The organism is Williamsia sterculiae (assembly GCF_900156495.1).
Taxonomy (GTDB): Bacteria; Actinomycetota; Actinomycetes; order Mycobacteriales; family Mycobacteriaceae; genus Williamsia_B; species Williamsia_B sterculiae.
The window spans coordinates 231,946-252,647 of record NZ_FTNT01000004.1 but is presented as its reverse complement, the minus strand read 5'-3'; the positions used below and the strand labels follow the sequence as shown (position 1 = coordinate 252,647).

Genomic DNA, 20,702 nt, shown 5'->3' with positions numbered 1-20,702 from the left:
CGCGTGTCGGGGCCCCGCGACGGGAAGCCGGTCTGGATCAGACCCCGCCGCGGCATCCGAGAAGGAGCGCGCGCTGCATGCGGAAAACTGTACTCGCGTGCTGTCGGCGACCACAAATTGCTATCTCCTGGGCCTGAGCCGGGCGCGCAGACTCTCGGTGCGGTGGCGCAGGTCGGACAGCTCGACGTCGTCCACGCGGTGATCGGGCGCGGTTTGCCAGCAGCGCTGCAGGGTGTCGTAGCCGAGAGTGCACACGTCCACGTGGGTACCCCAGTGTTCGGCTGCCCACGCCGGGTCGTCGACGGCGCTGGTCGCCGCCACCGACTCGGCCTCGATGAGATCCCATTGCAGATCACGCCGGGCCCTCAGCAGTTGCGACGGTGGTGTCACCGCCAGGGCTGCGACCAGCCCGGAGATCTCGCCGAGCACCCGCCCCAACGTGAACACGGTGGTGCGACGGTGCGCCCGCGGCGCGATCACCCACACCGAACCCACCGCCAACACGACACCGATGACGGTCTCGGCCAGCCGGTCGACGATGGGTTCGGCGAGGCTGTCACCGATCGGGGTACCGATCAGCAGGGCCAGCGGTGTGATGAAGGTGACCGCGAGACCGTAGTTCGCGACCACGGTCAACTCGATGAGGAAGTTGAGCAGGGCGAGGACGACGACCAGGATCAGTTCGTCGCCGACCACGTAGTGCAGCAGCCACAGCAGTCCCAGCCCGACCACGGTTCCCGCCAGCCGGTGCCCGCCGCGCAACGCACCGCGGATGCGGTCGGGGCCCAGTTGCAGCACCAGGACCACCGAGACGATCGCCCAGTCCGGTCGTCCGAGACCCAGAGCGACGGAGATCAGCATCCCGGCCGTCGCAGCGACAGCCGTCCGCAACGCGGTGACGCCGGCGTGGCTCGCCGGGGTGAGCGCCTCGCGCAGGCGTTCTGACGGCGTCGGGCGGGGCAGCGGTGGTGAGCTGAAGCCGTGTCGCCCGTCGTGCAGCCTCATATGTGCTTCCCACAGCTGGTCACCGAGGGTCGATCGGTTCGCATCCGCCGATCGGCCCGACTCGGTCTGGGCTGCGTCGTACAGCGTCGACCAGGCCTGCAGGATCTTGCCCGCAGCTCCCTGCCGCAGCGCCGAGACCCCGGGTCTGCTGTTCGTCCGGTAGTCGTCGACCGCCACGATCGCGGCACGCACCGCCGTGGTCTGCGGCCGGTCGCGGTCGAACAGGGCGGGAGCCATCCCGCACACCAGGGCACCGACAGCCCCCGCGCAGGTCGCGACCACCAGCACCCCGAGCGAGACGCCGTGTCGGACTGCCACCGATGCGACCGCCGAACTGAGGACGAAGAACAGCGCGGCCGGTGGTCCGGTACGCAAAGCGTTCACCGAGAACACCGTGATCACGGAGATGACCAACAGTGCCGAGTAGACGACGAGATCACCGTGGGTGACGTGCACGGTGACCCGGGTCAGGGCCCCCATGACCGACACCCCCATCACCAACAGGACTCCGGCCAGCAGGATCACCCGCCAGCGGATCCGGTACGGCCGGTCCTCCCCGTAGAGCACGGCGAACGCGCCCAACGAGGCCAACGGGGCGCTGCTGCCGAAGTCGAGTGCGAGCAGCACCAACGCCGGGAGCAGGAACGCAGCACCTGCCCGGGTGGCCGCGGGCCAGCGCGATCCGATGGGCGGCAGGGCGAAGAAGGTCTTGGCCAGCGACGGCCGCGAGGGCGGCGTGTCGGCGGCGTCGGGTGTGGGAGTCACCGGTACGGCGTGCCCCACCGGTCGGCGAAGGCGACCTCGCGCAACGGCAGCCGGGTTCGCTCGCGATCGTCGCGTTCGGCGACCTCGGGGTCGACGGTGGCCGGATCGGCCAGGCGACCGATCGCCAACAGCACCAGCGGTCGTTCGCTCACCGGGATGGCGAAGGTCTCGACCGCCTGCTGGGGTGTGAAGCCGGCCATCGGATGGCCGTTGAACCCCTCGGCGACGGCCTGCAGGATCATCTGCGCCGTGGCCAGTCCGACATCCACGGCGGCGTAGGTGTCGGCGCGGTGCTCGTCGGGCAGTGTGCGGGTGCAGATCAGGACCAACGCCGCCGACGCGGGCGCCCACCGCAGGTTGCCGCGGCGCATCGTGGCGACCAACCCGTCGAAGGTGGTGTCACCGCGCCGGCCGACGATGAAGCGCACCGGTTGCTCGGCGCCCCAGGTGGGTGCCCACCGACCGGCCTCGAGGATGGCGTCGAGCTGGTCGTCGGTGATCTCGGCGGTCGCGTCGTAACCGCGGGCGCTGCGGCGGGCGGCGATCAGTTCATGCACACGGCGAGCCTAGTGAGGCCACCCCTGTCGTCGCCCGGTGGTCGCTCACTGATGCCGGGAGCGGTACTTCAGCTCCGGCATCGGATCGGCGGCCCGGTTCAGGGCGCGAAGCGCACGCGGACGACGGACCCGCAACCCGAAGTACACGCCGACGACGATCAACAGCAGCGTCACCACGTTGACGATCGACGTCACGTGCAGCCCGTCGACGAATGCCGCGCGGGCGGCCGCGGCGAGCTCCGCACCCTGCGTGCCGGGCAGGGTGGCCGCGTGGTCGAGGGTGTCGGCGAGGGTGTCGCCGAACCGGCCGTCGGATTCGCGGGTGAACACCAGGGTGGCCAGCGATCCGAGGACCGCCAGACCCAGCGCACTACCGAGTTCGAAACAGGTCTCGGAGATACCCGCTGCGGCACCGGACCGATGTACGGGCACCGCCGCCACCGCGACCTCGGACACCACGCTGAACATGACGCCGTAGCCGACACCGGCAATGCTGGTGGAGATCATGTACAGCCACAACCCTTGTGAGACACCGAGTCCGATGAGTCCTGCGTTCCCCACCGCCGCGGCGACCAGGGCGAACACGAAGGTCCACCGCACCCCGAGTGCGGCCACCAGGCGGCTCGCACCCACGGAGAACGCCGCCACGGTGATGGCCGCGGGGATCCCGGCGAGTGCCGCGGCCAGCACGTCCTGGTCCAACACGGTCTGCAGATAGATGCCGGTCAGATAGAACATCGCCGACAGCGACAACATGCCGAGCAGGGCCACCAAGACCGCGACGGTGAAGCCGGCGTTGCCGAACAGGGTCAGGTCGACCAGGGGGAACCGGGCGCGTCGTTGCTGCACGACGAAGGCGATCAGCATCGCCACCCCGAACAGGCCGATGACCACACCGGTCGCATCCACACCCTCCGCCGCCAGATGTTTGATCGCGTAGACGATGGGCAGGATCGCGGCCAGCGACAACACGATGCCCGCCACGTCGAACGGGTCACCCGAACCCGACCGGTACTCGGGCACCAGGAACGGCGCGAAGGCCAGGAAGACCACCAGCACCGGCACGTTGATGAGGAACACCGAACCCCACCAGAAATGGTGCAGCAACACCCCGCCGACCACCGGACCGATGGCCGACCCGCCCGCGAAGGCGGCGGTCCACACACCGATAGCCCGAGATCGGATCCGGGTGTCGGGGAACATGTTGGTGATCAGCGACAGGGTCGCGGGCATCAAGGTGGCACCACCCACACCCATCAGGGCGCGAGCCGCGATCAGCACCGCGGGGTCGGGAGCGAACGCCGCGATCACCGAGCCCGCACCGAACACCATCGAACCGACGAGCAGAACCCGTCGGCGCCCGATCCGGTCGCCGAGATTGCCCATGGTGATGAGCAGACCGGCGATCAGGAATCCGTAGATGTCGAGGATCCACAACTGCTCGGTGGCGGTCGGTCGCAGCTGCTCGGCCAGCGTCGGGGTGGCCAGGTAGAGCACCGACATGTCCATCGAGATGAGGAACACGGGCAGCGTCAGGATCGCCAAACCCAACCAGGGATGGCGCACGGTCGGTGGATGTGCCCCCACCGACGTTCGCTGCCCGGACTGGTCGACGATGCTCACGGCGTGCTCCTCCTCACGTGACGCCCGGTCGGACGAGGCGCGCGACCGGGCTGCGTACGACGTACGCAACCCCAAGGTATGCCTATGAGTACGCTGTACGCAAAGAATTTGTTCCCGGGGGAGGACCCGCCATCACCACTGCACGACAACAGCCACCGAAACTGCACCGGCACGACATCGTGGCGGCGGGGATCGACCTGGCCGATGCCGAGGGCATCGGGGCGTTGTCGATGCGCCGGCTGGCTGATCGACTCGGTGTGGGGACGATGTCGCTCTACCGGCACGTCGCCGACAAGGACGCCCTGCTGATCGCGATGTCCGACGAGATCGGCGAGCGGTTCCCGTACCCGCTGGACACCTCGCCACCGTGGCGTGAGCGAGTGCGTGTCGCCGTCGACATCGACTGGGAGATCTATCAGCGTCATCCGTGGATCGTCCTCGCCTACGCCTCCCCTCGGCACAGCATGGGTGAGGTGACTCTCACCTGCCTGGACTGGCTGGTCGCCGGTTTCGCCGAGCTCACCGAGGACGTCGCAGTGGCCACCGAGATGGCCCTGGCGGTCTGGATCCACGTGCAAGGGGTCGCGCTGGCCGCGGTCAGCGACGAGTTGCTGCAGACCCGGTCGGACACCGACGACGCGGGGGGTCTGGCCGACCTGCTGGACGGCAACCCGTCGAGTCCGCCACCGGTACATCTGCAGGCCCTGGCCGGACGTGGCCGAGAACCCGGCCTCACCGACCCACGCACCCGCCTCGACCGGGGAGTGGACTACCTGTGCGCGGGGTTCGTCGCACTCGGCGGCTGACACCCGCGATCTGCCATGCGGTCGCTCAGATGGCGTGCGGGTAGACCGTCAGCATGTGCGCGCCGAACCAGGAACTACCGATCACCGCGACCGCCAGCAGGGCGACCGCGGCCGAGAGTCGCATCCGCGCCAACCCGATGGCCAGTGGAACCAACAGCACGAACGCGGGCAGCAGCAGCCGACCGCGGCTCATCATCAGACCGCTCGAGGCGGCGATGGAGACCACCACGAGCGTGCCGTAGAGCAACACCGGCGCGGGGAGTCGCTGCCAGGCGGCCACCACGATGAGCGCAAAGGTGGCCAGCAGGATCCATGTGGTCGCCATCGGCGCGACCTGGGATTCGCCGACCAGCGAGGTGTTGATGAAGTCGAAGGTCGCGCGACCGTAGTCGATCTCGGTACCCCAGCCCTCGGTCTGGATGCGGAACCACCCGGTGGGGCTCCCGGTGTGCACCCACACCACCGCGAGATAGGCCAGATAACCCAGCGGACTCAGTATCACCGCACCCCAGGCGCGCGCGCGACCGTTCCGACTCCCGCGGAGTGCGGCCATCAGTGCCCAGATCATCACCACGGCGATCAGCACCACCGCGGTGGGCCGGGTCAGCCCGCACAACAGTGCGCACACCCCGGCCAGCAGCCATTGTCTCCGGAGCACACCGACCAGCGCCCACGCCGCGAGCGCGCAGAACAGGGCTTCGGTGTACGCCATCGACAGCACCACACCCATCGGACTGGCGGCGAACAACACCACCAGCATCAGTCCCGCGCGGTGGGGATCGCAGGGGCCCGCATCGGCACGGCGTGCACCGTCCTCGGCATCCAGCCAGACCGCGACCCGGGTGGGCAGCCGCAGGTTGCTGGTGAACCAACCACCCGCGGCGTCCGGCGCCGACATCCGTCGTGCGCACAGCGCGCCCAGACGGGCGACGCCGACCGCGGCCAGCGACCCGACCACCACGTTCACCGTCAGCGCGGCTCCCAGTGGACCGAACCCGGGCAGTCTGGCCACCGCACCCACCAGCATGGGATAACCGGGGAAGAACGCGTAGGCGGTGTCGGCGTCGTGCAGCCCGCGGGCGTCGGTCTGGGTGAACGGCACGTTGTCGTAGCCGTACTGCGCGATGGCGAGCATCCATTTGCCGTCCCACGCCGACAGGGCGTCACCCAGGGTGGTCCCACGCAACTGCGCGAACCGCTCCAGCACCAGGATCCCGATCAATCGGACCACGAGGAACCAGGCGATCGGTTCCACCCAGTCGCGACGTCGATACAGCAGACCCGCCACGGAATCGGTCCAGGAGTCCGATCGGGCCGCACGCAGCGACTCGACCAGCAACGGATCATGCTGCGCGGGGGACTCCGCATCCGTACGGCTCGACACAGGAAAATGGTATGTGCTGAACACCGGCCACCGCGGGGCTCCGTCCCCGACCCGGGGTCCCGCACCCCGCTCCCGGTAAAGTGGATCGCGATCTGCGCACCGGACCCCTGGTCGACGGTGCCTGCCCGCAATCGACCGGAGGTGTGAACACGGTGGCGCTCGTGGTCCAGAAGTACGGTGGTTCGTCGGTCGGTTCGGCCGAACGAATCCGCCGGGTCGCCGAGCGAATCGTGGAGACCAAGAAGCAGGGCCACGACGTGGTGGTCGTGGTCTCGGCGATGGGTGACACCACCGATGAGCTGCTGGATCTGGCCAACCAGGTCTGCCCCTCGCCGCCTGCTCGTGAGATGGACATGCTGCTGACCTCCGGTGAACGGATCTCCAACGCTCTGGTCGCGATGGCCATCAGCTCGATGGGGGCCGAGGCGCAGTCGTTCACCGGTTCGCAGGCCGGGGTGATCACCACCAGCAGCCACGGCAAGGCGAAGATCATCGACGTCACGCCCGGGCGTGTCCGCAGCGCGCTCGACGACGGCACGATCGTCCTCGTCGCCGGCTTCCAGGGCGTCGCACAGGACACCAAGGACATCACCACCCTCGGTCGCGGCGGCAGCGACACCACCGCGGTCGCGCTGGCGGCGGCACTGAAGGCCGATGTCTGCGAGATCTACACGGACGTCGACGGCATCTACACCGCCGATCCGCGCATCGTTCCCGATGCCCGCCACCTCGACTCGGTGTCGTTCGAGGAGATGCTGGAGATGGCGGCCTGCGGGGCCAAGGTGTTGATGCTGCGGTGCGTGGAATACGCGCGCCGTTACAACGTCCCGGTTCACGTGCGCTCGTCGTACTCGACCAAACCCGGCACCCTGGTGTCGGGATCTATGGAGGACATCGGAGTGGAAGAGGCAATTCTCACCGGCGTGGCCCACGACCGCAGCGAGGCCAAGATCACCGTGGTCGGTCTCGACGACCGACCGGGATACGCGGCCAAGGTCTTCCGTGCCGTGGCCGACGCCGAGATCAACATCGACATGGTGTTGCAGAACGTGTCGAAGGTGGACACCGGCAAGACCGACATCACCTTCACCCTGCCGCGGGAGGTCGGTCCGCTCGGGGTGGAGAAGCTGACCCGGCTCAAGGCCGAGATCGGTTTCACCGAACTGCTCTACGACGATCACATCGGCAAGGTGTCGCTGGTGGGTGCCGGGATGAAGAGTCACCCGGGTGTGACCGCGACCTTCTGCGAGGCGTTGTCCTCGGTCGGCATCAACATCGAACTGATCTCCACCTCCGAGATCAGGATCTCGGTGCTGTGCCGCGACACCGAACTCGATGACGCGGTCCGTGCCCTGCACGCCGCCTTCGACCTCGGTGGCGACGAGGCCGCCGTGGTGTACGCCGGAACGGGGCGCTGAGTCATGGCCCGTCGAATCGGTGTGGTCGGCGCCACCGGTCAGGTCGGCGCCGTGATGCGGAAGCTGTTGGCGGAGAGAGATTTCCCAGCCGACGAGGTGCGCTTCTTCGCCTCCGCGCGATCGGAGGGCACGAAGCTGCCATGGCGGGGAGCGGAGATCGTCGTCGAGGACGCGACCACCGCCGATCCGACCGGACTCGACATCGCGCTGTTCTCCGCGGGCGCGACGATGTCGCGTACCGAGGCACCGCGCTTCGCCGCGGCCGGGGTGACCGTCATCGACAACTCGTCGGCGTGGCGTAGGGATCCCGACGTCCCGCTGGTGGTCTCGGAGGTCAACGGCGATCGGGTGCACGACCTGCCGAAGGGCATCATCGCCAACCCGAACTGCACCACGATGGTGGCGATGCCGGTGCTCAAGCCGCTACACGACGCTGCGGGGCTGCGCAGACTGATCGTGTCGTCCTACCAGGCGGTCTCGGGTAGCGGCCTGGCCGGTGTCGAGGAACTGGCCACCCAGGCCCGTGCCGCCATCGGTGATGCGGAGGCGTTGGTCCACAACGGTGGTGCGGTCGACTTCCCGGATCCCGTGAAGTACGTCGCTCCCATCGCGTTCAACGTGCTGCCGCTGGCGGGTGCGCTGGTGGACGACGGTAGCGGCGAGACCGACGAGGACCAGAAGCTGCGTAACGAGTCGCGCAAGATCCTCGGTCTGCCCGACCTGTTGGTCAGCGGGACCTGTGTGCGGGTACCGGTGTTCACCGGTCACTCGTTGTCGATCAACGCCGAGTTCGAGCGTCCGTTGTCGGTGTCCGATGCGCAGCGATTGTTGGCGACCGCGCCGGGGGTCACCGTGACAGACGTGCCGACGCCGCTGGCCGCGGCAGGTGGGGACACCTCGTTGGTGGGCCGGATTCGGACGGATCCCGGTGCGCCGGAAGGCCATGGGCTCGCGCTGTTCGTCGCCGGGGACAATCTGCGCAAGGGTGCGGCGCTGAACACCATCCAGATCGCCGAGCTCCTGGTCTGATCCGCCTGCGGCGGAACAGATCAGCCGTCGATGGAGTCGCACCGTCCGTCGTTGTCGTCGGGGAGTGGCGCGAGACGGGACATCAGGCATCGGGCCAACGCCGACACGATGTCCCGGTCGTGGGTGATGGTCCACTCGTACCGACGATCCAGCAGCGGTCCGCTCTGGTCCACACGCCGTCCCACCACCGCGGCCGAGTACCCGATCCCGAGGATCGTCGTGCACACCTCACCGTCGAACCCGACGGCATCCGATCCGCGGAGCGGGGAGTCGGGCCGTAGTCCCGCACCCACGAACCCGATCAGCGAATGATCGTTGAGAACCGCCTCGAGGCCGGCGACGACCTCGTCGTGATGAGGCCCGGGTTGCATGGCGACGAGCACACATTCCGGTGGGCTGGTAATCGCAGTGCTGCGGCCCAGTTCGAAACAGATGTCCGACACGATCGACTTCGGACTGATGACGTTGGTTGTCCGCGAGAGGATCTCGCTGGGCAGCCGCGGGAACGCGCGGGCCACCGGATCCAGTTTCGGCAGTTCGGCGACCGAATGCTCTGGAGTCGCCGGTAGCGGCGCCGGGCGTCCGAGCAGGTAGCCCTGACCGTAACGGGCTCCCAGTGCCGCCGAGTTGCGCAGGTGCTCGGTGGTCTCGATGCCCTCGGCCAGGATCACCGCCCCGGTCTGCTCGACGTAATCGGCGACGGTACGCAAGGTGTTGGGGTGGTCCAGTGGGTGGCGCACCACCTGCCCGTCGAGTTTCACGATGTCCGGGCGGAGCACCTGCAACATGGTCAGCGATTCGGGGTTGGCCCCCACGTCGTCGAGAGCGACTCCGACACCGTTGCACCGCGCCCATTCGACTGCCGCCACCACGGCGGCGGGATCGTGGAAGAGATCGCGTTCGGTCAGCTCGACGACCACGTTGATCTGGTCCAGTACTCCGGCGATTCCCGCCGCGTCGACGCGGAACGGCGCGCTGGCCCGGAGTCCACGGGGTTCGACGTTGACGAAGAGGGTCAGCGGTTTGCGTAATCCCGTGTCGCGGGCCTCGCGGATGGCGGCGCGGCGGCACAGCCAGTCGAAGTCGTTGGCAACGCGCAGCTCGCGGGCCGTCGCGAACATCTCGAAGGGGCCCACATCGCCGAATCGCGTCCACCGGGCAAGTGCCTCGTAACCGACGAGATCACCGGTCTCGATGTCGAACACCGGCTGGAACTGGGGGACGATGAGGTCCGGGTCGTCGAGGAGCGCGCGCAACTCGGATTCGTGCGGTGCCACCGTGTGCAGTCCCCCTTAGAGGTGCGTAAACCGGCGAGGGACACTGTGAAGGTGCTCACAGAATCGCCGTCGCGCCGCCGATTGCGTCCGACTGTGAATCCGAGATCGACCGTAATCGTGGCATGTCGACACGTAATCGCGAAAACCCGCGCAGGCGTTTCTCGTCGTGAACCTGGCGGTGACCCGCATGCGATTTCGGCGACCACCTCGTCCGAGGTCCGACGGATGCGACAATCGGGATGTGCCGCAGCCGTCATCGTCCCCCGATCCGTCCGAGCATCCGGAGTCGTCGTCACCGGACTCCATCGCCGACCGTCGGTTCCGCCGTGCCGATCTGCCGTCGCAGTCGGATCTCGACGACGCGGATCTCGCGGCGATGCAACGGCAGTCGGCCGACAAGGACGCCGCCGCGCTGCGCGCCGATCAGGAAGGGGCGATCGGCGAACCGCCCGCTGCCCTGCGACAGGCGTGGTTGTTCTGGAACGGCGCGGCGGTCGCCGCTCTCATCAGCGTGCTGTACGGATTCATCAATCTCGGTACGGTCACCGACGCGGTTCGGCAGTACCTGCAGCAGGGGGAGATCAGCGATCCGCAGAATGCGGCGCCCGACGGCCAGGTCGACAGCCTGGCCTCGTTCTTCCCGCCGGCGATGCTGATCGCCACGCTCGTGCTGCTGGCCATCGAGTACCCGTTGCTGGTCGCGACCTCGCGTAACCACAGCCGCAACTGTCGCAACTGCTTCGCAACCGTCGTGGTGGTGAACCTGCTGTGTATCCCCATCGGTATCGACCTGCTGTTCGCGCACCCGCAGATCTCCGGGGTGATAGCGATCGTCGGGTGGGTGCAGTTCGCGTTGTTGGTCCTGTCGGTGTTGTGCACGTACCGCAAGGCGGTCGGTGAGTGGCTGCCCGCGTCGATGCGCATGCGGCCACCTGGTGCGTGGCGGGCCGGCCGACACTGACCCGTTGGTCGGCCGACGGTCTGGTCCGCCGCCTCTCACCGGCGGCCGAGCGCGCCGAGCTGGTTGGTCAGGGCGGCCTCGTCGACGCGCGTGCTGTGTCCGTCGGCGATGACCACGACTCCGCCCACGACCACGGTGTCGACGACGGATCTACTCCCGGTGGTCAGGATCGAGGCCCCGGGGTCGCGGACCGGCAGCGTCGCGTAGTCGCGGTCGAAACGGACGACGGTGAGATCGGCGGGTGCTCCGATCGTCACCCCGCCGGTCACCTCGGCCAGACCCAGTACCGCGTTCGCTCCGCCGCAGGCCATGTCGAGCATCTGCGGGAAGCCCAACAAATCGGCCCGTTGGTGCACCGCCCGTTGTAGATACGCAGCGATGCGGAGCGATTCCAGCATGTCCTGGGTGTCGTTGCTGGCCGCGCCGTCCACGCCGAGACCCACGGACAGTCCCTCGGCCAGCATCGCGGGCACCGGAGCCACCCCGCTGCCCAACCGCATGTTGGACAACGGGTTGTGCGAGACCGCGACCCCGCGTTCGCACAACACCGCGCGATCGGTCGGGGACAGCTGCACCCCGTGCACCGCGAGCACCCGGTCCCACAGGAAGCCGTGGGAATCGAGGTACTCCACGGCACCCATTCCCGTGTGTGCGCGGCACATGTCGTCGTCGGTGGTGGTCTCCAGCAGATGTATCGACACCGGCAGTGACCGCTCCTGCGCGAACTGCCGCAGTGTGGCCATGCCGTCCGGGGTCAGTGACCGCGGGTTGGGCACGGCCAACGCGAGACTCACCGGCGTACCGACGACCTGCGCGCGCAACTCGTCGATGTGGGCGGTCACCTCGTCGAGAGGTTGCATCAGACGGGGTTCGAAACCCCACTTACGACTCGGGTCGGGGCGGTCGGCCACGCCGCGGCCGAGCACCGCACGGATACCGGTGTCGCGGAGGCCGCGCAGCACGGCCTCATGCACCTCCGTCGACGGATGCGGCCACATGTGTTCGACCACCGTGGTGGTGCCCGACCGCAATGACTCCAGACACGCGGCCACGGTGGCCAGGTACGCACGGTCGGGCGTGATGGCGACCGATTCCGTGCCGACCGCCAGCAACCATTCCAGCAGCGGAGTGCATTCGGCGATACCCCGCATCAGCGACTGCTGCAGATGGGTGTGGGTGTTGACGAATCCGGGGATCAGGAAGCCACCGGTCACCTCACCGCCACGACCGGCGGACTCCTCGATGCGGTCGACGACTCCGTCGCGGACCGTGACGTCGCGGTGTTCGCGCCACCGGCCGCCGGTGAACACGGTGACGTCGGCGAACGTGGTGACGTCGAGGGGCATGGAGCTACTTCCCGAAGTTCGCGGCGATGCGCTGCGCGAGGTAGTCGGCGGCGGTGATCGGCGGATGGGTCCCCGCCGCGCTCTCGATCACCACATCGGTGTTGGCTTGGGCGAAGTACGCGATGGTGTACCGCGGTCCGGTGTCCTCACCCTTGCGAGGTGCCCGGACCCGATGGAAATTCGACGGCAGCAGGTCGTCGGACCAGCGCATCAGCATGTCGCCGATGTTGCAGGTGATGGCGTCGTCGGACGGTTCCACGGGCGTCCACGCCTCGGTGTCCGCCTCGGCTCCGGGCAGCACCTGAAGGCCGCCTTGTCCCTGCCGTTGGAACAGCAGGGTCAGCGCGTCGAAGTCCGTGTGTGCACCCGCACGCCACTGATTGTCGACACCGAGCAGATCGTCGGGGAACGGATAGTAGTGCAACAGACGCAGGGTGCTCTGGTAGGCGCTCGCCGCGGGGTCGTGGGCGCGGGTGAAGAAGTCGCGGTCGAAGCCCAACCGGTCGGCGAAGCAACTGAGCAGGTTCATCGCCAACCGCCAGCAGCGATGCTCGAAATCAAGTATCACGGAACGGAATCCGTCGATCTCGGCATCGGTCGGCCACAGGCCGTCCATCCGCGGCCGAGTCACCTGGAAGGACTCCTTCTGGTCGGGTGTTCCTACCGATGGACGCACCTGCGAGCGGTACTCCCAACCCGCGTTCTGGCCCTTCTTGAGCGGGTACTGCGACTTCACCTCCGTCGGAAGTGCGAAAAACCGCGCCGACATCTCGAAGGCCCGATCCACCGTGGCGAGGTCGATACCGTGGTCGACCACCTGGAAGAATCCGATGTCGGTGGCCGCCGACCACAGCTCCTCGCCGATCTGGTCGCGCCGGGTGTCGAAGTCGGCGAGGCTGATACGACGCACTTCGCGGTCGGTGGTCTCCGTTCCCAGACCGCCCATCCGGGATTCGCGGTCGAGTTCGGTCAGGTCGAAAGTTGTTCGGTCGTCGTGGGACGGGGGAGTGTGTGTGTTCTCCGGCATGGGAAGACTCTCTTCGTGATGAGAGCGCGTGCGCTTTTCGACGCGGGACCAAGAGAGTGGATCCCGCGGACGCGAACACTGGGGCTCTTGCCCGGTGCTACACACGACCTCGTGCCGACGACAGTAGGACAGAACGGGCACCGGTGCCACTCGAGTGATCACCGTCCACAGTCAAGAGTCATTCCATAAACTGGACCTATTCCAGATAGTCCGTTATGGTGATCGCATGCCGATCGACAGTGCGCTGCGCGAGCAGCTGCGGACCGTGGGCCTGAGGGTCACCGCACCGCGGCTCGCGGCATTGGAGGTCCTCGCCGAAAGTCCTCATTCGACAGCCGATTTCGTTGCGTCGCGGGTGCGCGAACAGTTGGGCGGTGTGTCCACCCAGGCGGTGTACGACACCTTGCGGGTCTGCGCCGAGAAGGGCCTGTTGCGGCGGATCGAGCCGGCAGGCTCTGCGGTGCGCTACGAGACCCGTACCGGTGACAACCACCATCATCTCGTCTGCCGCGACTGCGGCGACATCCGCGACATCGACTGCGTGGTCGGCGGTGCCCCGTGTCTGACCCCGGACGACGATCACGGATTCGTCGTCGACGAGGCCGAGGTGACCTTCTGGGGACGCTGTCCTCGGTGTGTCGCCACCCATCCATCGAAGCCATCAGCCCAGTAACTCCATCAGCCCAGCAACACAGGAGGTTTGTCGATGACCCCGTACACCACCACCAACACCGGGATCCCGGTCGCCAGCGACAACGAGTCGCTGACGGCGGGAGCGCAGGGGCCCATCCTGCTGCACGACCACTACCTGATCGAGAAGCTCGCCCAGTTCAACCGTGAGCGGGTACCCGAGCGGGTGGTGCATGCGAAGGGAGGCGGGGCGTTCGGCGAGTTGGTCGTCACCGGCGACATCTCGCGCTACACCAAGGCGAAGTTCCTGCAGCCAGGCGCGCGCACCGAGACCTTGGCACGGTTCTCCACCGTGGCCGGGGAGCAGGGGAGCCCCGACACCTGGCGGGACCCACGGGGTTTCGCGCTGAAGTTCTACACCGAGGACGGCAACCACGACCTGGTGGGCAACAACACCCCGGTGTTCTTCATCAAGGACCCCATCAAGTTCCCGGACTTCATCCGGTCGCAGAAGCGATTGCCCGGCTCGGGCTTGCGCGACCACAACATGCAGTGGGACTTCTGGACCCTGCGTCCAGAATCCGCACACCAGGTCACGTGGTTGATGGGTGACCGCGGTATCCCGGCCACCTGGCGGCACATGGACGGTTTCGGTTCGCACACGTACCAAACCGTGAACGAAGCGGGAGAGCGGTTCTGGGTCAAGTTCCATTTCAAGACCGACCAGGGCATCGAGTTCCTGACCCAGGAGCAGGCCGACGAGCTCGCCGGAAGCGATCCGGACCACCACCGTAAGGATCTGTACGACAGCATCGAGCGCGGCGAGTTCCCCAGCTGGTCGCTGAAGATCCAGGTGATGCCCGAGGCGGACGCCGAGGGTTACCGGTTCAATCCTTTCGATCTGACCAAGGTCTGGTCGCAGCGCGATTACCCGCTCATCGATGTGGGTACGTACACGCTGAACCGGAACCCGCAGAACTTCTTCACAGACATCGAGTTGGCGTCCTTCGAACCGTCGAATGTGGTTCCGGGCATCGGCTTCTCGCCGGACAAGATGCTGCTGGGGCGGGTGTTCAGCTACGCCGACGCCCATCGGTACCGCATCGGTGCGAACTACTCACAACTGCCGGTCAACTACGCCAAGAACGCGGTGGTGAACACCTACTCCAAGGAAGGCCCGATGCGGTACCGGTCCACCGGACCGGATGTACCGGTCTACGCACCGAACTCGTTCGGCGGCCCGCACGCCGACGCTGCCGTCGCCGGGGATGAAGGTCTGTGGACCTTCGACGGCGATGCGGTACGGGCGGGGTACATCGAGCACGCGGAGGACGGTGATTTCGTCCAGGCGGGCACCCTGGTCCGCGAGGTCCTCGACGATGCGCAACGGGAGCGTCTGGTGGGCAACGTCGTCGGCCATGTGCTCGACGGTGTCCGCGAGCCGGTGTTGTCACGGGTGTTCGAATACTGGAAGAACGTCGACCCGGAGATCGGCAAGAAGATCGAGGAAGGTGTGCTCGCCGGCCGGGAGTGACACCGGGCTGACCCCGGGATTCAACGGTCGGGCATGCCCAGTTGTTCATGCTGGGCATGCTCGACCAGAATGCGCGCCGCACCGCGTAATCCGGTGTGGCGAGGCCAGACGGCGCGAAGTGATCTGCTCAGATCCAGTGCCGCGACGGTCACCTCGATCAATGTTCCGCGACGCAGGTCGTCGGCCACCGAGAGACGCGACACCACCCCGGGCGCACCCGACGAGATCACCGCGGTACGGATCGCGGAGACCGAGCGGAGCTGCAACAGGGGTTCGGCTGGGCGTAGGTCCAGCCGGGCCAGCGCATCCCGGTAGACCTGTGCGGTTCCCGAGCCCGGCTCCCGCTGCACCATCCGGGTCGCGGCGATCGTGACGGCATCGACGGGCTCGTCTGTTGCCCACGGATGTCCGGGTGGCACCACCAGCACCAGGTCGTCGGTGCCGATGACGGTCGACTCCAAGTCGCCGTCGGGGCCGGGTCCCTCGACGAATCCCACGTCCGCGTCACCGATGCGCACCGCATCGACCACGTCGGCGCTGTTCATCGGGCGGACGTGAATTCGCAGCTCGGGGTCGGCGGCCTGCAACGTGACCAGCCATCCGGGGATGAGATATTCCGCCACAGTCATCGAGGTGGCCACCGACACCGCGCTCGACCGGCGGTCGCGCAGCGACGAGAGGCCACTGGCGAAGTCGTGCGCCGATCGCAGGACGTCCTCGGTCCACTGCAGGATCAAGGCACCCTCGTCGGTGGGGACGACGCCTACCGGTGACCTCCGGAAGACGGTGATCCCGAGTTCCCTCTCCACCGCGTGCACCCGGGAACTCACCGCCTGCTGACTCAGGTTCAGGGTGCGTGCGGCGGCGCTCATGCTCCCCGCGGTGGCCACCGTGGCCAGCACGTCGAGGGCGCTGAGCTCGGGCAGGCGGGCGGGGAGGACCACGACCCGAGCGTACCGGCCACAAGCATGGCTTGTGGCCGGACAAGGACAAGACCTCTACCTGCGAGGTCGCCGACGGTCGACGCTGGGAGCATGGCTTTCGCGACCCATCGGCAACAGCTCGGCCACATCGGTCGTGAGCGCCGGCGCCCGTCGGATGACCCGCGCGCGTCGAGTGGTCTGCTCGGACACCTGACGCCCAATTGGTTCGCGTCGGTCATGGGGACCGGCATCGTCGCCAACGCCGCGGCCACCCTCCCGGTGCGCTCCGCTGGGCTGCGTGACGCTGCCGTGGTCATCTGGATGCTCGCCGCCGTCGTGTTGGCGGCGCTCACCGTGGGCTTCGTGGTGCACTGGGTTCACCACCGCGCGAACGCCGTCGGCTATCTCCGGCATCCGGTGATGGTGCACTTCTACGGCGCACCACCCATGGCGCTGCTCACCGTGGGGGCGGGTGCCGTGCAGGTCGGCCCCACGGTGTTCGGTGCGACCGCGATGACGACGGTGTTCGTCTCGCTCTGGATCCTGGGTACGGTTCTCGGTGTCGCGACCTGTCTCCTCGCGACGGCGCGAATCCTGAATCCGCGAACGGACCGCACCGCGGCGCTGCCCGCCTGGCTGATGCCGGTGGTACCTCCGATGGTCTCCGCGTCCACCGGGTCGTTGTTGATCCCGGTGATGCCCGCAGGACCGGGACGCCTGATGATGTTGGCGTTCTGCTACGCCCTCTTCGCGCTGTCCGCGGTCACCGGGGCCATCACCCTGGCCTGTGTCGTCTTCCGGCTCGCGCGCCGGGGGCTGGACTCGGTGCAGGCAGCGCCCACGATGTGGATCACCCTGGGCATCGTCGGACAGTCCACCACCGCAGCCAACCTGCTGGCCGCGCGGTCACGATCGGTGGTGGAACCCGCCGTCGCCCGCTGGCTGGAACAGGCGGGGATGGACGTGGGCATCGTGATGGGGTTCGTCGGCGCAGTGCTCGGCGCGGTGGCCACCATCGTGACCGTGCGTGCAGCGCGTACCGGGCTCCGCTTCTCGCTGGCGTGGTGGAGTTTCACCTTCCCGGTGGGTACCTGCGTGACCGGGATGACCGCGTGGGGTTCGGCGTCGGGATCGACGACCGCCCAGGATGTGGCGGTGATGCTGTTCGGCGTGCTGGTCGTCGCGTGGCTGACGGTCGCGACGTACACGATCGGCGGATCGGTCAGTGGCCGACTGTTCTTTCCGTCGGAACGGTCAGCGGCGGGAGTGGCGGGTGCGACGGGCGGCCACGGTCAACACCGAACCGATGCCGATCGCGGCGAGAGACGCCCACACCCAGTGTGACGCACTGCTGTTGATGATGTCGACGGTGGCGAACGGGCGGCCGTGTTCGATACTCGCGTAGACGAGGGTGAGTACGAACCCCATGACCATCGCGTAGGCCACGGCGACATATGCGACGACCGTCGATCCGCGGGAGTGCAGGGGCAGGACCGTTCCGGTACGAGGACCGCGAGTCGTCGTCATGGGTGACCACCTTCTCCAGCATCGCACCGCCAGGAGAGGCGGTGGGGTTGTCGACCTGTGCGTCCACACTAGACACACCGGAGCACGGATGCCGGACTTCGACGGCATTTATACGCAATTCTCAGACCATGCACAGGCGGACCGTGGTCCACACCGGGCACCTCAGCGCATCTGCAGTCCGCGCACGACCACCAGTTCCTCGACGGCCTGACCTGCTGAGATGAACGTGTTGTCGCGCAGCCACTCGCTCCGCTCACGCATGACAGGGCCGAAGGCCACCGAGTGCCGGCGGGTCACCCGTGCCTTGCAGCCGACCTGGGCGAGGCGCTGCAAGGTCTCATCGACGCCGTTGAGCGCCGAATGGACGAGTAACACGACGCCACCGGGTCGGACGACGGTGGGGATCTGCTCGATGATCGCGTCGAGGATGTCGCGACCACGACCGCCGGCGTTCCAGGCCCTGGCCGCGGGCGTGTCGGCCGCGTCCACCGGGGTGGGAACGTACGGCGGATTGGCGAACAGCAGGCCCACCGGCTCGAGCGGCAGCGGGGCTCGGACGTCGGCTCGCCGGGCGCGCACCCGGGTCCGATTCCGAGCGGCGTTGATCCGGATGGCTGCGACCTGGCGACGACCACGGTCCAGGGCGGTCACCGACGCCCCGAGACGGGCAGCGTAGATCGATGCGATACCGCTGCCCGCGCAGATCTCGGCGGCGGACGGCATCTCTCGGTGGCCGAGGAGTTCGCGACTGACCGCGGCGCAGAGCAGTGCGGAGTCGACGTCGGGTCGATACACGCCGGGCCAATCGGTGATGCGGGGGACGGGTAGCGGGAGCGCGTCGAGGATGTCGGCGATGTCGTCGACGGGCGAGACATCAGGAAGTCGACTGGAGCCTGCGAGGTATCGGGCTCGGGGGATCTGCGAATTGGTCGTCATGCACCACCGGATTCACTGCGGAAGGAGTGGGCAGCGGTTGAACCCAGGACCGCCGACCGACGCCTCATCGCGTCATCTCCCGGCTCGAGGACCAGCGTACGTCACAGCGGGAGACGCAAGGACGAGTTGCCGGATTGCCACGACTTCCAGATGTGTTCGGCCGCAAAAGTGTCCATACGTCCGCACACCGCAGCGCCACGGACCAGACCGGCCCGCGCACCCGGTTCGGCTGCGGCCAGGGCCCCGGCGAGGTTGCGGACCACCAGTTGTTCGTGCACCGAATCCGCCTCGACGTGCTCGTCGAAGAACAACGTCGCGGCGGCGTCGAACCCCAATCGACGAAGGCCCCGGGCGTACTGCTTGCTCGGCAAGGCCGACGTCATCTCGACCAGACAGAGGTGACCGATCAGCTCGGGGAGACGGTCGCGGTGCAGCCCGAAGTACGACAGCGCGTTCAACCCGGCCAATGTGGTCGCCGGGACGTGGTCGATGTGGTGGGCGTAGCGATCGTCCAGTCCGAGGGCCCGCATGGTCTGCGCGTACAGCATCGCGTGCATACGGTCGAGTCGGCCGCCTCCGTACTCGTCTGCCTGGACCTCGATCAACGTGGCCTTGGGTCCGCCGTGCAGGCGAGGGATGCCGAGGGTGTGGACGTCGGCTTCGCGCAGTTGGTTCAACGACCGGTGGACCACCAGTTCGCGGAACTGCTCGGTGGTCGCGGTGCGAGCCATGAAGTGTGACATCGGGGGTCCGTCGTCGCTCTCACCGGCCGCCCACAGGGCGTCGATGAGGTCTTCCGCGGATCCCGGAACGGGATCCGCGCGACCCAGCGCCTCGTCGAACGGCCGCTCGATTTGCGCCCGGGCCGCCAGGAGATCGAGGTCCCATTCGCGGTGGTCTGGCACACCGGTGATGCCCCTGAGGTGCAGCTCGTAGAGAAGGGTGAGGGTGAGTTGGAGATCCTCGTCGGCGAGCAGGTCGCGGCCCGACGGCAGCACCGTCGCGGCCACCGCACGCCGGAAGTCGGCGCCGTCTCTGTCCCGCGTCATGGTGCCGATGAGCTCTGCGCTCAGCGGCCCACGGGGCTCGGGCACAGGCATCCGTGCCTGATCGGCGCTTGTATGGTCGGACGCACCGGTGGCGCGTGACGGTGCGGAAAGTGAGGGCATATGAACTCCGGTCAGGTTGATGACGCGGACGACAGGCGCGCCGACGAGGTGTCGATCGTGGTGTGCGAGCGGGGCCCGCTGTTGGTGTCCGGGCCGATGTCTCTACTCGACTCCGACGGTAACCCCATACCGACACATCGGTCCACCGTGGCTCTCTGTCGATGCGGCAGAACGTCCTTGGCCCCGTTCTGCGACGGCTCCCACAAACTGCGGCGAGACAAGCGGCGCGACCGGTGACCGGTCCACAGCGTTCGGGCCGCCAGGGTTCCCGCGACGGTGGCGTCGCTCCGGGTGACACCGGGCAGGGGGACATGAACACGGCGGCGCCGCTCGACCCGGATGTCGGGGATGTGCGACCACTCCATCTGCGGCCGAGCTCGTGGGCTGCGGTGGCCCTCGGTGGACTGGTGGGCACCTACCTGCGGTATGTCGTGGAGGAGGCGATCCCGCACGACCCGGACGGCTGGCCGTGGGGGACCTTCGTCATCAACATCGTCGGAGCCGTGGTGTTGGGTGCGCTCCTGGAGACTCTCAGCCGTCTGGGGCCGGATGTCGGATGGCGACAGCGGGTCCGCCTAGTCGCCGGAACCGGCGCCTGCGGCGCCTTCACCACCTACAGCACCCTGGCCCTCGAGGCCTCGCTGTTGACGCGGGGCGGTCACGTCGCGACGGCGGTCGCCTACCTCGCGGCCTCGCTGGTTCTCGGAGTCGTCGCGGCATGGGTGGGAATCGTGACCGCGGAAGCGATCCACCGCAGAACCACCGGGACGTCCGGGTGAGGGGGG

The 20,702-nt window shown here is 67.7% G+C and carries 20 protein-coding genes; 9 read left to right on the top strand and 11 right to left on the bottom strand.

Going from position 1 to position 20,702, the window contains the following annotated elements; all coding sequences use genetic code 11:
• Nucleotides 1-120 precede the first annotated feature (120 nt).
• Genes BW971_RS09125 through BW971_RS09115 form a run of 3 tightly spaced genes read right to left on the bottom strand, consistent with a single transcriptional unit; the run spans nucleotide 121 to nucleotide 3,950 of the window.
• The gene (locus tag BW971_RS09125) at nucleotides 121-1,770 is read right to left on the bottom strand and encodes an FUSC family protein (protein WP_076478925.1); all 1,650 of its coding nucleotides are present in this window, start codon (nucleotides 1,768-1,770) and stop codon (nucleotides 121-123) included.
• A complete protein-coding gene (locus BW971_RS09120; RefSeq protein WP_076478714.1) occupies nucleotides 1,767-2,327 on the bottom strand; it encodes a nitroreductase family protein in 561 nt (186 codons plus the stop codon). Before BW971_RS09120 ends, BW971_RS09125 begins: the two co-directional genes overlap by 4 nt.
• A 45-nt stretch (nucleotides 2,328-2,372) precedes the next feature.
• A complete protein-coding gene (locus BW971_RS09115) occupies nucleotides 2,373-3,950 on the bottom strand; it encodes an MFS transporter (protein ID WP_076478712.1) in 1,578 nt (525 codons plus the stop codon).
• A gap of 179 nt (nucleotides 3,951-4,129) precedes the next feature.
• Between BW971_RS09115 and BW971_RS09110 the strand changes: the two genes are divergently transcribed.
• Nucleotides 4,130-4,756 carry a TetR/AcrR family transcriptional regulator gene (locus tag BW971_RS09110; RefSeq protein ID WP_407701206.1) on the top strand — a complete coding sequence of 209 codons (627 nt, stop codon included), beginning with the start codon at nucleotides 4,130-4,132 and terminating at the stop codon, nucleotides 4,754-4,756.
• A 25-nt stretch (nucleotides 4,757-4,781) separates the two neighbouring features.
• On the opposite strand, the gene BW971_RS09105 is transcribed toward BW971_RS09110, so the two are convergent.
• The gene (locus BW971_RS09105; RefSeq protein ID WP_407701208.1) at nucleotides 4,782-6,080 is read right to left on the bottom strand and encodes a hypothetical protein; all 1,299 of its coding nucleotides are present in this window, start codon (nucleotides 6,078-6,080) and stop codon (nucleotides 4,782-4,784) included.
• A 212-nt stretch (nucleotides 6,081-6,292) separates the two neighbouring features.
• On the opposite strand from BW971_RS09105, the gene BW971_RS09100 reads away from it, so the two are divergent.
• Nucleotides 6,293-7,558 (top strand): aspartate kinase, encoded by a 1,266-nt coding sequence (locus BW971_RS09100; protein WP_076478919.1) that lies wholly within the window; start codon nucleotides 6,293-6,295, stop codon nucleotides 7,556-7,558.
• A 3-nt stretch (nucleotides 7,559-7,561) separates the two neighbouring features.
• Entirely contained in the window at nucleotides 7,562-8,587 is a 1,026-nt protein-coding gene (locus tag BW971_RS09095) for an aspartate-semialdehyde dehydrogenase (protein ID WP_076478710.1), read from the top strand.
• 20 nt (nucleotides 8,588-8,607) lie between these two features.
• On the opposite strand, the gene BW971_RS09090 is transcribed toward BW971_RS09095, so the two are convergent.
• Nucleotides 8,608-9,864, bottom strand: a complete 1,257-nt coding sequence (locus BW971_RS09090) for an EAL domain-containing protein (RefSeq protein ID WP_076478708.1) — start codon at nucleotides 9,862-9,864, stop codon at nucleotides 8,608-8,610.
• A 241-nt stretch (nucleotides 9,865-10,105) separates the two neighbouring features.
• On the opposite strand from BW971_RS09090, the gene BW971_RS09085 reads away from it, so the two are divergent.
• A complete protein-coding gene (locus tag BW971_RS09085) occupies nucleotides 10,106-10,825 on the top strand; it encodes a hypothetical protein (protein WP_234974315.1) in 720 nt (239 codons plus the stop codon).
• A gap of 35 nt (nucleotides 10,826-10,860) precedes the next feature.
• Here BW971_RS09085 and BW971_RS09080 read toward each other — a convergent pair whose 3' ends face one another.
• Both BW971_RS09080 and BW971_RS09075 read right to left on the bottom strand, forming a co-directional pair.
• Nucleotides 10,861-12,171 (bottom strand): amidohydrolase family protein, encoded by a 1,311-nt coding sequence (locus tag BW971_RS09080; protein ID WP_076478706.1) that lies wholly within the window; start codon nucleotides 12,169-12,171, stop codon nucleotides 10,861-10,863.
• 4 nt (nucleotides 12,172-12,175) lie between these two features.
• Nucleotides 12,176-13,198, bottom strand: a complete 1,023-nt coding sequence (locus tag BW971_RS09075; protein WP_076478704.1) for an isopenicillin N synthase family dioxygenase — start codon at nucleotides 13,196-13,198, stop codon at nucleotides 12,176-12,178.
• Nucleotides 13,199-13,424: 226 nt separating this feature from the next.
• Between BW971_RS09075 and BW971_RS09070 the strand changes: the two genes are divergently transcribed.
• A complete protein-coding gene (locus tag BW971_RS09070) occupies nucleotides 13,425-13,871 on the top strand; it encodes a Fur family transcriptional regulator (RefSeq protein WP_076478702.1) in 447 nt (148 codons plus the stop codon).
• Nucleotides 13,872-13,904: 33 nt separating this feature from the next.
• Nucleotides 13,905-15,362, top strand: a complete 1,458-nt coding sequence (locus BW971_RS09065) for a catalase (protein ID WP_076478701.1) — start codon at nucleotides 13,905-13,907, stop codon at nucleotides 15,360-15,362.
• 20 nt (nucleotides 15,363-15,382) lie between these two features.
• Here BW971_RS09065 and BW971_RS09060 read toward each other — a convergent pair whose 3' ends face one another.
• On the bottom strand, nucleotides 15,383-16,306 hold the full coding sequence (locus BW971_RS09060) for a LysR family transcriptional regulator (RefSeq protein WP_076478699.1): 924 nt from the start codon (nucleotides 16,304-16,306) through the stop codon (nucleotides 15,383-15,385).
• Nucleotides 16,307-16,396: 90 nt separating this feature from the next.
• Between BW971_RS09060 and BW971_RS09055 the strand changes: the two genes are divergently transcribed.
• A complete protein-coding gene (locus BW971_RS09055; RefSeq protein WP_076478697.1) occupies nucleotides 16,397-17,629 on the top strand; it encodes a TDT family transporter in 1,233 nt (410 codons plus the stop codon).
• Here the strand turns inward: BW971_RS09055 and BW971_RS09050 are convergent.
• From BW971_RS09050 to BW971_RS09040, 3 genes are all read right to left on the bottom strand, one after another.
• Entirely contained in the window at nucleotides 17,540-17,812 is a 273-nt protein-coding gene (locus tag BW971_RS09050) for a hypothetical protein (protein ID WP_076478695.1), read from the bottom strand. The genes BW971_RS09055 and BW971_RS09050 overlap by 90 nt on opposite strands.
• A 162-nt stretch (nucleotides 17,813-17,974) precedes the next feature.
• A complete protein-coding gene (locus tag BW971_RS09045) occupies nucleotides 17,975-18,748 on the bottom strand; it encodes a methyltransferase (protein WP_083709552.1) in 774 nt (257 codons plus the stop codon).
• A gap of 101 nt (nucleotides 18,749-18,849) precedes the next feature.
• Entirely contained in the window at nucleotides 18,850-19,848 is a 999-nt protein-coding gene (locus BW971_RS09040) for an iron-containing redox enzyme family protein (RefSeq protein WP_076478693.1), read from the bottom strand.
• 69 nt (nucleotides 19,849-19,917) lie between these two features.
• On the opposite strand from BW971_RS09040, the gene BW971_RS09035 reads away from it, so the two are divergent.
• Together BW971_RS09035 and BW971_RS09030 are read left to right on the top strand one after the other, a co-directional pair.
• Nucleotides 19,918-20,154 (top strand): CDGSH iron-sulfur domain-containing protein, encoded by a 237-nt coding sequence (locus tag BW971_RS09035; RefSeq protein WP_076478691.1) that lies wholly within the window; start codon nucleotides 19,918-19,920, stop codon nucleotides 20,152-20,154.
• Nucleotides 20,151-20,696 carry a fluoride efflux transporter FluC gene (locus BW971_RS09030; protein ID WP_407701205.1) on the top strand — a complete coding sequence of 182 codons (546 nt, stop codon included), beginning with the start codon at nucleotides 20,151-20,153 and terminating at the stop codon, nucleotides 20,694-20,696. Before BW971_RS09035 ends, BW971_RS09030 begins: the two co-directional genes overlap by 4 nt.
• Nucleotides 20,697-20,702 lie beyond the last annotated feature (6 nt).